Raw genomic sequence first — 13,225 nt, 5'->3', positions numbered from 1 at the left:
GGCCGCCCGGCCCGCCGACGTCGCCGCCGCCTACGCCGAGGCCCTGCGCTGCGCCGACGCCCTGCGGGTCCTCGGCCGGGCCGGCGAGGGCGCGGCGGCCGAGGACTTCGGTTTCCTCGGCCTGCTCCTCGCCGACGCGCGGGATGTCGACGGCTTCGTACGGAGCACGCTCGGGCCCGTCGCCGACTACGACGAACGGCGCGGGACCGAGCTGCTGCACACGCTGGACGCGTACTTCGAGAGCGGCATGAGCCCAGCCCGTACGAAGGACGCGCTGCACGTCCACGTCAACACCGTCGCGCAACGGCTCGACCGCGTCACCCGCCTGCTGGGCCCTGACTGGCAGACGCCCGGCCGTGCCCTGGAGCTCCAGCTCGCGCTGCGCCTGTGGCGGCTGTCGTCGTCACCTCGGCCAGATCGCGGCCCCGGGTCTCCTTCGCCAGGGACACCGCGACCAGCGTGATGACCACCGACCCGAGAACGTACAGCGAGACCGGCACCGAGCTGCCGTAGCCGGCCAGTAGTGCCGTCGCGATCAGCGGGGCCGGGGCACCGGCGGCCACCGAGGCGAACTGCGCGCCGATAGAGGCACCGGAGTAGCGCATCCGGGTCGCGAACATCTCCGAGAAGAAGGCCGCCTGGGGCGCGTACATCGCCCCGTGGAAGACCAGGCCGACCGTCACGGCCAGCACCAGGGCCCCGAAGCTCTTCGTGTCGATGATCGCGAAGAACGGGAAGACCCACAGCCCGACGCCCGCCGCGCCGATCAGATAGACCGGCTTGCGGCCGATACGGTCCGACAGCGCACCCCAGGCGGGGATCACCGCGAAGTGCACGGCCGAGGCGATCAGCACCGCGTTCAGCGCGGTCTGCTTGCCCAGGGCCGCGTGCTCGGTCGCGTACACGAGCACGAAGGCCGTGATGACGTAGTAGCTGATGTTCTCGGCCATCCGGGCTCCCATGGCGACCAGTACGTCCCGCCAGTGGTCGCGCAGCACGGCCAGCAGCGGCAGCCGCTCGACGGTGTCCGTCGCGGCCTTGCGCTCCTCGGCCTTGGCCAGCGCCGCCTTGAACACCGGCGACTCGTCGACCGACAGCCGGATCCACAGCCCGACCACCACCAGAACCCCCGACAGCAGGAATGGAATCCGCCACCCCCACGCCGTGAACTGCGCGTCCGACAGCAGGGCCGTCAGCGCCGACAGCACTCCCGTCGCCAGCAACTGCCCGGCCGGCGCCCCCGTCTGCGGCCACGACGCCCAGAAGCCGCGCCGCCGCGCGTCCCCGTGCTCGGACACCAGCAGCACCGCGCCGCCCCACTCGCCGCCGAGGGCGAAGCCCTGGACGAGCCGCAGCGTTGTGAGCAGCACCGGCGCGGCGGCGCCCACCGTGGCATGGGTGGGCAGCAGGCCGATGCAGAAGGTCGCGCCGCCCATCAGCAGCAGGCTCAGCACGAGCAGCCTCTTGCGGCCGAGCCGGTCGCCGAAGTGCCCGAAGACCAGTGCCCCGACGGGCCGGGCGGCGAAACCGACCGCGTAGGTCAGGAAGGACAGCAGCGTTCCCACCAGCGGGTCCGAGTCCGGGAAGAACAGCTTGTTGAAGACGAGGGCGGCGGCGGACCCGTAGAGGAAGAAGTCGTACCACTCCACGGTGGTACCGATCAGGCTCGCGGCGACAATGCGCCGCAGCGAGGCGGGGGTTGGGGGAGTAACGGTCGATGCTGTCATGGCGGTCACTTCCGGGCGGGGGCGGATTCCTTGTGGGTGCTGCCACACCGTAGGAAGGTCCCGATCGCCGACCCATGTGGTGAACCGCCATATTTCGGGGCTGGTTTGTCCTCGCCGACCCCAGGTGCGGCGGTGATGGACGCAGGAGTGCGCAATTGCAACGGATCTATCGGTAAGGACTCTTGACAGTCTATTGGTCTAGTCCAATCATGGGGGTCTCGCTGACCGCCATCCGGCGAGCCCTGAGTTTCCTGTCCTTGCCTGCGCTTTTCCCTGTGGGAGCCTTGATGAGACGATCCGTAACCCTTCGCGCGACGCTGGCCGCCGCGGTCGCCACCGCCGTATCCGCCGGGCTGGTCATGCTCGCCGGAGCCGGGGCGCACGCCGCGACGCCGGCGCACGCGTACCCCGTGAGACCCATGCCGGAGCATGTCGTGGCGCCGTACTTCGAGGCGTGGACCGGCGAGAGCCCGGCGGCGCTCGCCGCGCAGTCCGGCAACAAGTACCTCACGATGGCCTTTCTCCAGACGGCGGCGGCGGGATCCTGCACCGCCTACTGGAACGGCGACGCCACGCAGCCGATCTCCCAGGGCGCGTTCGGCGACGACATAGCGACCATCCAGGCCCGCGGCGGCAACGTCATACCGTCGTTCGGCGGCTACAGCGCGGACACCACCGGCACCGAGATCGCCGACAGCTGCACGAGCGTCGACGCCATCGCGAAGGTGTACGAAAGCCTGGTCACGACCTATGGCGTGGCCCGGATCGACCTCGACATCGAGGCCGACTCCATCAACAACACCGCCGGCATCGACCGCCGCAACAAGGCGATCGCGCAGGTGCAGCGCTGGGCCCACCACACCGGCCGCAACGTCCAGTTCTCGTACACCCTGCCGACCACCACGACCGGCCTCGCCCCCAGCGGCGTGGCCCTGCTGCAGAACGCCGTCGACAACGGCGCCCAGGTGGACGTCGTCAACATCATGACCTTCGACTACTGGGACGGCGCCACTCACGACATGGCGGCCGACACCAAGACCGCCGCCACCGGGCTGCACGATCAACTGGCCGCGCTCTACCCGTCGCAGAGCTCCGAGCGGCTGTGGGGCAGGATCGGCGTCACCGAGATGCCCGGCATCGACGACTTCGGCCCGGAGGAGACCTTCACCACCCAGGACGCCGTCACAGTGGAGAAGTGGGCCGCCTCGAGCGGGATCGACACCCTGTCCTTCTGGGCCCTCCAGCGCGACAACGGCAGCTGCGTCGGCACCAAGGGCGCCGGCGCCTGCTCGGGCGTCGCGCAGGACACCTGGTACTTCAGCCACACCTTCGCGCCGTTCGGCCGCGGGCGCCGCGACTAGGACCTGTCCGGCCGGTTGCGGGGCGCGGTGGCCTCTCGTTCCCTTGATGCAGACAGTGACTCCGCAGCTGCGGCAGGTGCCGGTGCATTGAGGAGACACCGATGACCGCCCCAGTAACCCCCTCGTCCGCGCTCTGGTGGATGCCGTCAACGACGGCGACCCCGCCTTCCTGGGCCTGCTCGCGCGACAACGGGACCTGGGGCGACATGAACACCCGCTGGTATTTCGAGGTCGCCGGGGCCGTATCAGCCGCATCGAGACCGGCCAGGCCTGATCGTCCCGCCGTCGCCCCGCCCGCCCCGCCCCCGTCCCGATGGGGGCGGGGCGGGTGTCGTTCGAGGGTCTCCCGGCCTGCGTGCAACCTCTTGACAGGTGGCGCGATGGCTGGATTACTGGGCCGTATCACACGCTAACCGAATGTTCGGTCGGTACACAGGGTGGTGGAAATCGTGACGCAGGCCACCGGCACGGCTTCTGATCCCACGGCGGCGATGTTCGCCGCGGATCAGGCCTCCCGAGGGCTCGGCATCGAGTTGCTGGAGCATGGCGAGGGGACCGCCGTGCTGCGGATGACCGTGACGCCCGCGATGGTCAACGGGCATGGGACCGCCCACGGCGGCTATCTGTTTCTGTTCGCCGACACGGCCTTCGCCTGCGCCTGCAACAGTCACGGGCCGGTGACCGTCGCCGCCGGGGCCGACATCGACTTCGTCGCTCCGGCGTACGGAGGCGACGTCCTCGTGGCGACCGCGGCGGAGCGCACCCGGTTCGGCCGCAGCGGCATCTACGACGTGAGCATTCGGAGCGGCGACGCGGTGATCGCGGAGTTCCGCGGGCGCAGCCGCAGCATCCGGACGGCGAGGACGAAGGAGCCGCGATGAGCAGCGAAGGGATGGCCCCCGCGGCCGCCGGACCCCGCCTGGGGGAGCCGCTCCCCGCCAGGCTGCTGGACGCCGCGGAGCGGATGACGCGCGCGGAGCTGATGGAGCATCAGCTCAGGTCGCTCCGCGCCTCCTTGCGGCATGCGTACGACAACGTCGAGCTGTACCGCAAGAAGTTCGACGAGGCCGGGGTCGCGCCCGAGGACTGCCGCTCCCTGGAGGACCTGGCCCGCTTCCCCTTCACCACGAAGGCGGATCTGCGCGACACGTACCCCTTTGGGATGTTCGCCGTCCCCATGGACCAGGTCCGCCGGGTGCACGCCTCCAGCGGGACGACCGGCCGCCCGACGGTGGTCGGCTACACCGAGAACGACCTGTCGATGTGGGCGGACGTCGTCGCCCGCTCCATCCGCGCCGCCGGTGGCAGGCCCGGCCACAAGGTGCACGTCTCGTACGGATACGGCCTGTTCACCGGAGGCCTGGGCGCGCACTACGGGGCCGAGCGCGCGGGATGCACGGTGATTCCGGCATCGGGTGGCATGACTGCCCGTCAGGTGCGGATCATCCAGGACTTCAGGCCCGAGATCATCATGGTCACCCCGTCCTACATGCTCACGCTGCTCGACGAGTTCGAGCGGCAGGGCATCGATCCGCGTACCAGCTCGCTCCGGGTGGGCATCTTCGGCGCCGAGCCGTGGACGGAGGAGATGCGCCGCGAGATCGAGGAGCGGATGGACATCCACGCCGTCGACATCTACGGCCTGTCGGAGGTGATCGGCCCCGGCGTGGCGCAGGAGTGCGTGGAGACCAAGGACGGCCTGCATGTCTGGGAGGACCACTTCTATCCCGAGGTCGTCGACCCGATCACGGATGACATCCTGCCCGAGGGGGAGAGCGGCGAACTGGTCTTCACCTCCCTCACCAAGGAGGCTCTGCCGGTCATTCGCTACCGCACCCGGGACCTGACCCGGCTGCTGCCCGGCACCGCCCGCCCGGCCTTCCGCCGCATGGAGAAGATCACCGGCCGCTGCGACGACATGATCATCCTGCGCGGGGTGAACGTCTTCCCGAGCCAGATCGAGGAGATCGTGCTGCGCACGCCCGGCGTCGCCCCGCACTTCCAGGTCCGGCTCACCCGGCGCGGCCGCCTGGACCTCATGACCGTCCGCGCCGAAGCCCGTCCCGGCATCGGCCCCGAACAGCGCGAAGCGGCCGCCGCGGCCATCGCCCAGGGCGTCAAGGACGGGGTGGGCGTCACCGTCGAGGTGGCGATCCTCGATCCGGAAACCCTGGAGCGCTCGGTCGGCAAGATCCGACGAATCGAGGATCTGCGGTAGCAGTGAGCACGGGATTTCGCCACCGGGTCGGTCAGGGAGTGGGGATGCCACCGGGCCGGGCGGGCCGCCCGAAGCGTACGGGGACGCCGGGGGAGTACAGCACACTCACGGGCTCGCCGACCGGCGCGGGCAGGCCGGCTGCCGCCACGAGGTTCTCGTCGCACTCGACCAGAGCAGCCCGGTGAAGGGGCCAGCGCGGGTGGGTGTTCGGCAGGTACATCGGCCGGCCGAAGAAGGTGTTGTGCATGCCCCAGCGGGCGGTCAAAAAGTGTTCCAGCTCGGTCGGATCGCTGACGCGCTCGCCCACCCGTACGGTGATCCGGCTGTACGCTCCGCGCGGTCCGGGCCCGCGTCGCGTGCTGGTGTACGTGATGGTGTCGTCGCCGTCGTTCCGGACGGTCATCCGGGACCACGCGTAGGGCAGCCGGAAGGCGGCGCGGGCGACCGCCACCGGGATCAGCCGGGAGGCGTCGAGGGAACGGAAGACGACGCCACGCCGTCCTTGGGCGTCCACCGAGTAGAGGCGGACGTTGGTCTCGGGGAAGGTGCCCAGGTAGGGGACCCCGGGGAGGCGGAACCAGCCCACGCGGTGCATGCGGAAGGCGACCAGCCCGACGTACGTGACTCCGTCAAGGGTGTCGGGGACGGCCCCGGCCGGCAGCAACGGCGCCACGTCCGCCGGGTCAACGGCCCAGTGCAGGAAGGCCAGGTCGAGCCACCACTGGGTGAGCAGCGGATTCGCCGTACGACCGGGCGGGTCGGCCGTTATCGGCTCCGGGGCGGGCGGCGTGAGGGTCACTGAGCCAGCATCCCAGACCGGCGGTGTCGCGGGCTCGGCTAGCCTGAACGCACAATGAACCGTTTGACGACGTCACTGGGTGCGTTCGAGCTCACCCGATTTCCCGAGGACCCCCGTGACAGGCTGCGCGCCTGGGACGCCGCCGACGAGTACCTGCTGCGGCACCTGGAGTCCGAACCCGTCGACCTGTCCGGCACCGTGGTCGTGGTGGGCGACCGCTGGGGCGCGCTGGCCACCGCGCTGGCGGAGCACCGTCCCGTACAGATCACCGACTCGTACCTCACCCAGCAGGCGACCCGGGCCAATCTGCGGCGCAGCGGGGCCGATCCGGAGGCTGTAGGGCTGTTGTCGGCCAGGGACACACCGCCCGGCCGGATCGACGTGCTGCTGGTCCGTGTACCGAAGAGCCTCGCCCTGCTTGAGGACCAGTTGCACCGGCTCGCGCCCGGCGTCCACCCGGGCACCGTCGTGGTCGGCGCGGGCATGGTCAAGGAGATCCACACCTCGACGCTGAAACTGTTCGAGCGGATCCTCGGCCCGACCCGGACCTCGCTGGCGGAGAAGAAGGCGCGGCTCATCTTCTGCACGCCCGACCCCCGGCTTGGCCGGACCGGCAGCCCGTGGCCGCTCAGTTACGCGCTGCCCGACGGCATCGGCCCGGTCTCCGGCCGGACCGTCACCAACCACGCCGGCATTTTCTGCGCCGAACGCCTCGACATCGGCACCCGCTTCTTCCTGCGCCACCTGCCGCGCCGCCACGGCCCGGACCGCGTCGTCGACCTGGGCTGCGGCAACGGCGTGGTCGGCACGGCCGCCGCGCTGGCCAACCCGGAGGCGGAGGTGACCTTCGTCGACGAGTCGTACCAGGCCGTGGCATCCGCGGAGGCCACCTTCCGTACGAACGCCGGAGCCGGCGCCAAGGCCGAGTTCCTGGTCGGCGACGGCCTGTCCGGCGTCCCGGCCGGGACTGTGGACCTGGTGCTGAACAACCCGCCCTTCCACACCCACCAGGCCACCACCGACGCGACTGCCTGGCGCATGTTCACCGGAGCGCGTGACGCCCTGCGCCCCAGCGGCGAGCTGTGGGTCATCGGCAACCGCCACCTCGGCTACCACCTGAAGCTACGCCGGCTCTTCGGCGGCTGCGAGGTCGTCGCGAGCGACCAGAAGTTCGTTGTCCTGCGCGCCGTCAAGGCCTGACAGGCGGCGCCTACGGACCTAGCCGGACTCGCGCTCCGTGAGGGTACGGATGCCCGCGCGGGCGGCGGCCTTGTCGAGGGAGCGCAGGGCCAGCAGCAGGAAGGCGATGTCGTCGATCAGGATCGGGTCCGGCAGCAGGTCGACCGGGCACACCAGATAGACGATGGCCGCCCAGAAGGCCAGCTTGCCCTGCGCCGGGACGCCGGCATCGGTCAGTAAACGGCGGGTGCGGACCAGCTGTACGCACAGCCGCACGGCAACCACGACCATGACGGCGGCCACCACCGCGACGAACGCGACGAGCAGCCAGACCTTGGTGTTCCCGCCCATGTCCCCGAACCCCGATCCCAGATTCTTGATTCCGGACTCCCGATCACACCTTGCGGTAGGAGTACGCCTCTTCGGCGGCCGCGACCACCGCGTCGATCCCGGCTCCGGCCGAGGCAGTGACCAGGGCGGCCACCGCGCCCTCCACGAAGGGGGCGTCGAGCAGCCGGGTACCCGGCGGCAGTTCGTCCTCGTCGGACAGCAGGGCCTTGACCGTCAGCACCGAGCTGCCGAGGTCGGCCAGTACGGCCACCCCGTCGCCCCGGTTCACGGAGCGGGCGGCCTTGACGATCGCCTCGGCATCCGTGCCGAGGCCGCCGTCCGGTGTGCCTCCGGCCGCCGCGACCGGGGCGACGTCGCCGCCGCCGGTGAGCCCGGCCGCGAGTTGGGCGACCGCCTCTGCGACGGCCGCGCTGTGCGACACCAGCACCACTCCGACCGTCATCCGGTGCCTCCCGCCGCGGACTGCTCCGCCGTGTCGGCCAGCACGCCGAGCAGCAGCGCGGACGAGGTCGCCCCCGGATCCTGGTGCCCGATGCTGCGCTCGCCCAGATAGCTGGCCCGGCCCTTGCGCGCCTGGAGCGGTACGGTCGCCAGCGCGCCCTCCTGCGCGGCGATCCGGGCGGCGGCCAGCGCGTCGATGAGCCCTGCGCCCTTGTCCAGGGCGAAGGACAGCGCCTCCACGGCCGGCACGAGCGCGTCCAGCATCGTCTTGTCGCCCGGCGCTGCGCCACCCAGCTGCGCGACCCCGTCGACGCCCGCCTTCAGGGCGTCCCGCAACTGTTCGGGGGTGACCTGGGCGGAGTCGCCGAGCGCCTTGCCGGCCTTGCGCAGCAGCGTCCCGTACAGCGGCCCGGAAGCGCCGCCGACGGTGCTGATGAGGTGCCGCCCGGTCTGGGCGAGCACGTCGCCGGGGGTTTCCGGCGGTTCCTTCTCGATGGCGCCGCGGGCGGCGGTGAAGCCACGGCGCATGTTGGCGCCGTGGTCGGCGTCGCCGATCGGGGAGTCGAGTTCGGTCAGCTGGTCCGCCTCGCGGTCGATCACGGCCGCGGCGGCGACGAGCCAGCGGCGGAAGAAGGCCGCGTCGACCACGGGTCCGGGTGATGGTTCTTCGCTCATGGACTGTTACCTCTCCAGTTACGCTCCGGTCAGTCCGGGTCAGGCGCCCCAGCGCAGTCCGGCCGTGGCGACCGGTGCGTCCCACAGCCGCAGCAGTTCCTCGTCGACCTGGCACAGCGTCACCGACGCCCCGGCCATGTCGAGCGAAGTGACGTAGTTGCCGACCAGCGTCCGGGCCACGGCGACATTCCGCTGCGCGAGCACCCGGTGCGCCTCGGCTGCGAAGCCGTACAGCTCCAGCAGCGGGGTCGCCCCCATGCCGTTGACAAGGGCCAGTACGGGACGCTGCGGCCGCAGATCCTCCAGGACGGCGTCGACCGTGACCTCGGCGATCTCGCCGGCCGTCATCATGGGGCGCCGCTCCCGCCCCGGCTCGCCGTGGATGCCGATCCCCAGTTCCAGCTCCCCGGCCGGCAGATCGAAGGTCGGGCTGCCCTTGGCCGGCGTACTGACGGCGCTCAGTGCCACGCCGAAGCTGCGCGACGACTGGTTGACCTGCCGCGCGATCGACTGCACCTGCTCCAGCGGCGCGCCCTCCTCGGCGGCGGCCCCAGCGATCTTCTCGACGAACAGCGTGCCCCCGGTGCCGCGCCGGCCGGCCGTGTAGAGGCTGTCGGTCACCGCGACGTCGTCGTTGACCAGGACCTTCGCGACCTGGATGCCCTCGTCCTCGGCCAGCTCGGCGGCCATGTCGAAGTTGAGGACGTCGCCCGTGTAGTTCTTCACGATGAACAGCACCCCCGCGCCGCTGTCCACGGCCGCCGCCGCCCGCACCATCTGATCCGGCACAGGGGAAGTGAAAACCTCGCCCGGGCACGCCGCGTCGAGCATCCCCTGCCCGACGAAACCGCCGTGCAACGGCTCATGCCCCGACCCGCCGCCCGACACCAGCCCGACCTTCCCCGGAACCGGCGCGTCCCTCCGTACGATCACCCGGTGCTCGACGTCCACCGTCAGCTCCGGGTGGGCCACCGCCATACCCCGCAGAGCGTCGGCGACCACGGTTTCCGGCACATTGATCAACATCTTCATGAGGACCTCCGTCGGAGCTGGCGGCTGCCGTCCCGTTACCTGTCATAGCTGAGCGTATGCCGCCGGAGGCTCATGGACGACCCGCGCGGGGCGCTCCGGCTGTTAGCGGTGGCGGCCTCGGGCGTCGGTCGGGCCCGGAGAAGTGGATCAGGGAGATATCTGCGATGACATCCTGGATAGGGGAATAATCACCATTCCGGGCGCCCGCCGCTTCTGTCCCGCAATAACTTGCAGGAGACATGAACATTTAACATGCGCTCTGACGACGGGCTTGCGCGTGTCGCGACCGTGATCGCCGGATGAACTCTGCGGGCGATCGACCAAGGTGCGGTCTGTTTCGTCGTCGCTGTGCGCTGTGATCAGTATCGTTGGTTGTTTTCAGGCCTCCCGAACCGCTGCCCGGACCGGGCGATACGGCCCTTCCTGAGTCCGCCCTGTGTTCGGTGCCGCGGGGCCTGGTTGACCGGTGGGTAACGGCGTCGCTACTTTCATGAACGCCGCTCTTTCGGAAATCGGTTCGATCGGGAATCCGGAGCGTTACATCGGTGTGGCGTGCCCGAATTTCTGCCTTCTGCGCCATTGATTCTCTCGGAGAGTACATGACGTCCGCTGCGGACTTACGCGAATTGGTCATCGGCATCAGCCCCTTCAATGAACCGGACGCCCGGCTCGCCTCAGCGGTAAGCCGTGCCGGAGGGCTCGGAGATCGACGCGGTGCGGGAGGCGGTCCGGGACGACTCCGCCGCCTCGGCGCTGCTGCCCGGGTCGGCGCTGAGCCGCGCCCTGGGCACCCGGCTGCCGGTCGCGCAGGGGCCGATGACCAGGGTCAGTGACCAGGCGGGGTTCGCCGAGGAGGGCGCGCTGCCGTTCATCGCCCTGGCGCTGGCCGGGCGGGAACAGGCGCGGGCCGTGCTCGAGGAGACCGGGACCGCGCTGGCCGGGCGGCCGTGGGGTGTCGGGGTGCTCGGGTTCGCGCCTGAGGAGATCAGAAACGACCAGCTCGAAGCCGTACGGGAGCTCCGTCCCACGCACGCGATCATCGCGGGCGGACGGCCGTCGCAGGCCGAGGCGCTGGAGCGGGACGGGATCAGCACTTTCCTGCATGTCCCCTCGCCGGGGCTGCTCCGCCAGTTCCTTCAGGCCGGAGCCCGGCGCTTCGTCTTCGAGGGCTCCGAGTGCGGCGGCCATGTCGGCCCGCGCGGCAGTTTCCCGCTCTGGGAGGCCCAACTCGCGGTCATCGAGGACTTCTTGGATAGCGCGGAGGGCGGCAAGGACGACGACACGGCGGGCCGGGTCGAGATCTTCTTCGCCGGCGGCGTCCATGACGAACGTTCCGCCGCGATGGTCGCCGCGCTCGCCGCACCGCTGACCCGGCGCGGCTGCGCCGTCGGCGTCCTGATGGGCACCGCGTACCTCTTCACGGAGGAGGCGGTGGAACGCGGCGCCGTGCAGCGGCTCTTCCAGCGGCAGGTACTGGCCGCGGGGCGCACCGCGCTGCTGGAGACCGCCCCCGGTCACGCCACCCGGTGCGTGCCCAGCCCCTTCACCGAAAGCTATCGCGCCACCAAGGAACGACTCCGGGCCGAGGGCGTGCCGGACCGGCAGCTCTGGGAGGAACTGGAGCGGCTCAACGTCGGCCGGCTGCGGATCGCCAGCAAGGGCGTCGAGCGCGTGGCCGGTGGCGAACTGCAGCCGGTGGGGGAAGAACGGCAGTTAGAAGTTGGCATGTTCATGGCTGGTGAGGTAGTGGTGCTGCGCTCGGCCACCACCACCATCGGCGCCCTGCACCACTCCGTCGCCCCCGCCGCCGCGGACTTCCTCGCCACCCGCTCGGCCGAGCTCCGCGAGCGGCTGGGAGCAGGCCAGGCCGCACGGTCCGCCGAGCCCCCGGCCCCCGAGCCACTGGACGTGGCGGTGGTCGGCATGGCCTGCATGTTCCCGCAGGCGCCCGACCTCGCCTCCTTCTGGGCCAATGTGCTGGGCGGCGTCGACGCCGTCACGGAGGTCCCCGTCGCGCGATGGGATCCCGCCGTCCACTACAGCCCGGACGCGGCGAACAGCGCCACGGTCTCCAAATGGGGCGGATTCCTGCCCGAGATCCCCTTCGACCCGCTGAGTTACGGCATCCCGCCCGCCTCGCTCGGCAGCATCGAACCGGTGCAGCTGCTCGCCCTGGAAGCCGCCCGCCGCGCCCTGGAGGACGCCGGTTACGGTGGCCAGGGCGGTGGCGGCAGGGGCGGGAAGAGCTTCGACCGCTCCCGTACGTCCGTCGTCTTCGGCGCCGAGGCGGGCAGCGACCTGTCCAACGCCCAGACGCTGCGCGCCGTGCTGCCGTCCTACTTCGGGACCGTACCGGAGGGCCTGGCGGAGCAACTGCCCGAGCTCACCGAGGACTCCTTCCCCGGCATGCTCTCCAACGTCATCTCGGGCCGGATCGCCAACCGGCTCGACCTCGGCGGCGCCAACTACACCGTGGACGCAGCCTGCGCGTCGTCGCTGGCCGCTGTCGACGTGGCCTGCAAGGAGCTGGCGACCGGGACCAGCGACCTCGTCCTGTGCGGCGGCGCCGACCTGCACAACGGCATCAACGACTACGTACTCTTCTCCTCGGTGCACGCCCTGTCCCCGACGGGCCGGTCGCGCGCTTTCGACGGGTCGGCGGACGGCATCGCGCTCGGTGAGGGCGTTGCCTGCGTGGTACTCAAGCGGCTGGCCGACGCCGAACGGGACGGCGACCGTGTCTACGGCGTCATCAAGGGTGTCGGCAGCTCCAGCGACGGGCGGTCCCTCGGCCTCACCGCCCCGCGCCCCGAGGGCCAGCGGGCCGCTCTGGAGCGCGCCTACCGCAACGCCCGCGTCTCGCCCGCCGACGTCGGCCTGGTCGAGGCGCACGGCACGGGTACGGTCGTCGGCGACCGGACCGAACTGACCATCCTCAGCGAGACGTTCACCGCCGCCGGCGCCGAACCCGGCGGCTGCGCGCTCGGCTCCGTCAAGTCCCAGATCGGGCACACCAAGTGCGCGGCGGGCCTGGCCGGCCTGGTCAAGACCGTGCTGGCGCTGTACACCGGGGTCAAGCCGCCGACCCTCCACCTCAAGCAGCCGAACTCCGCCTGGAAGGCGGACAGCAGCCCCTTCGTCTTCCACTCCGAGGCCCGGCCCTGGGCGGCACCCCCCGCCGAACGGATCGCAGGCCTCAGCGCCTTCGGCTTCGGCGGCACCAACTTCCACCTGGTCCTCGGCGACGACGGCTGCCCGCTTCCGGCGCGGGGCCGGCGGGCGACGGTGCGGCGGAGGCCGCCGCCATCGGCCTCGACCGGGACTCCGTGGTCGTCCTGGTCGGCGGGGCGCGGGGCATCACCGCGCGGTTCGCCGGCGCGCTCGCCTCGGCCTCCCGCTGCCGCATCGAACTGCTCGGCCGCACCCCCGAGGCCGACGGCCC

At 71.1% G+C, this 13,225-nt stretch carries 11 protein-coding genes and 1 pseudogene; 6 read left to right on the top strand and 6 right to left on the bottom strand.

Features of this window, described 5'->3' with window-relative positions; genetic code table 11:
• Positions 1 to 412 (top strand): annotated as a pseudogene (locus tag EFK10_RS04555) (PucR family transcriptional regulator); the annotation flags it as partial.
• On the opposite strand, the gene EFK10_RS04550 reads toward EFK10_RS04555, so the two are convergent.
• A complete protein-coding gene (locus EFK10_RS04550; protein WP_127354481.1) occupies positions 318 to 1,727 on the bottom strand; it encodes an MFS transporter in 1,410 nt (469 codons plus the stop codon). The pseudogene EFK10_RS04555 and the gene EFK10_RS04550 overlap by 95 nt on opposite strands.
• A gap of 287 nt (positions 1,728 to 2,014) precedes the next feature.
• Here EFK10_RS04550 and EFK10_RS04545 point away from each other — a divergent pair, with 287 nt between their 5' ends.
• From EFK10_RS04545 to paaK, 3 genes are all read left to right on the top strand, one after another.
• Complete coding sequence (locus EFK10_RS04545) at positions 2,015 to 3,088, top strand: chitinase (protein WP_127354480.1); 1,074 nt, start codon at positions 2,015 to 2,017, stop codon at positions 3,086 to 3,088.
• Between the two features lie 449 nt (positions 3,089 to 3,537).
• Complete coding sequence (paaI, locus tag EFK10_RS04540; protein WP_164835820.1) at positions 3,538 to 3,969, top strand: hydroxyphenylacetyl-CoA thioesterase PaaI; 432 nt, start codon at positions 3,538 to 3,540, stop codon at positions 3,967 to 3,969.
• The gene (paaK, locus tag EFK10_RS04535) at positions 3,966 to 5,306 is read left to right on the top strand and encodes a phenylacetate--CoA ligase PaaK (RefSeq protein ID WP_127354478.1); all 1,341 of its coding nucleotides are present in this window, start codon (positions 3,966 to 3,968) and stop codon (positions 5,304 to 5,306) included. Before paaI ends, paaK begins: the two co-directional genes overlap by 4 nt.
• Positions 5,307 to 5,337: 31 nt before the next feature.
• Here the strand turns inward: paaK and EFK10_RS04530 are convergent, their stop codons facing one another.
• Positions 5,338 to 6,105: a YqjF family protein gene (locus EFK10_RS04530; protein WP_127354477.1), complete on the bottom strand. Its 768-nt coding sequence runs from the start codon at positions 6,103 to 6,105 to the stop codon at positions 5,338 to 5,340.
• Between the two features lie 54 nt (positions 6,106 to 6,159).
• On the opposite strand from EFK10_RS04530, the gene EFK10_RS04525 reads away from it, so the two are divergent.
• Complete coding sequence (locus tag EFK10_RS04525; protein WP_127354476.1) at positions 6,160 to 7,305, top strand: methyltransferase; 1,146 nt, start codon at positions 6,160 to 6,162, stop codon at positions 7,303 to 7,305.
• Between the two features lie 18 nt (positions 7,306 to 7,323).
• Here EFK10_RS04525 and EFK10_RS04520 read toward each other — a convergent pair whose 3' ends face one another.
• From EFK10_RS04520 to dhaK, 4 genes are all read right to left on the bottom strand, one after another.
• A complete protein-coding gene (locus EFK10_RS04520; protein ID WP_127354475.1) occupies positions 7,324 to 7,635 on the bottom strand; it encodes a YkvA family protein in 312 nt (103 codons plus the stop codon).
• 43 nt (positions 7,636 to 7,678) lie between these two features.
• On the bottom strand, positions 7,679 to 8,077 hold the full coding sequence (locus EFK10_RS04515; protein WP_127354474.1) for a PTS-dependent dihydroxyacetone kinase phosphotransferase subunit DhaM: 399 nt from the start codon (positions 8,075 to 8,077) through the stop codon (positions 7,679 to 7,681).
• Positions 8,074 to 8,724 (bottom strand): dihydroxyacetone kinase subunit DhaL, encoded by a 651-nt coding sequence (gene dhaL / locus EFK10_RS04510; RefSeq protein ID WP_127354482.1) that lies wholly within the window; start codon positions 8,722 to 8,724, stop codon positions 8,074 to 8,076. Before dhaL ends, EFK10_RS04515 begins: the two co-directional genes overlap by 4 nt.
• A 66-nt stretch (positions 8,725 to 8,790) precedes the next feature.
• Complete coding sequence (dhaK, locus tag EFK10_RS04505) at positions 8,791 to 9,783, bottom strand: dihydroxyacetone kinase subunit DhaK (RefSeq protein ID WP_127354473.1); 993 nt, start codon at positions 9,781 to 9,783, stop codon at positions 8,791 to 8,793.
• A gap of 687 nt (positions 9,784 to 10,470) precedes the next feature.
• Here dhaK and EFK10_RS04500 point away from each other — a divergent pair.
• Positions 10,471 to 13,225: beta-ketoacyl synthase N-terminal-like domain-containing protein (locus tag EFK10_RS04500; RefSeq protein WP_240676984.1), on the top strand; the 2,755-nt coding region annotated here is incomplete at its 3' end.

It is taken from the genome of Streptomyces soli (assembly GCF_003999195.1).
GTDB lineage: Bacteria > Actinomycetota > Actinomycetes > Streptomycetales > Streptomycetaceae > Actinacidiphila > Actinacidiphila soli.
This window is presented reverse-complemented; position numbering and strand designations above follow the sequence as displayed.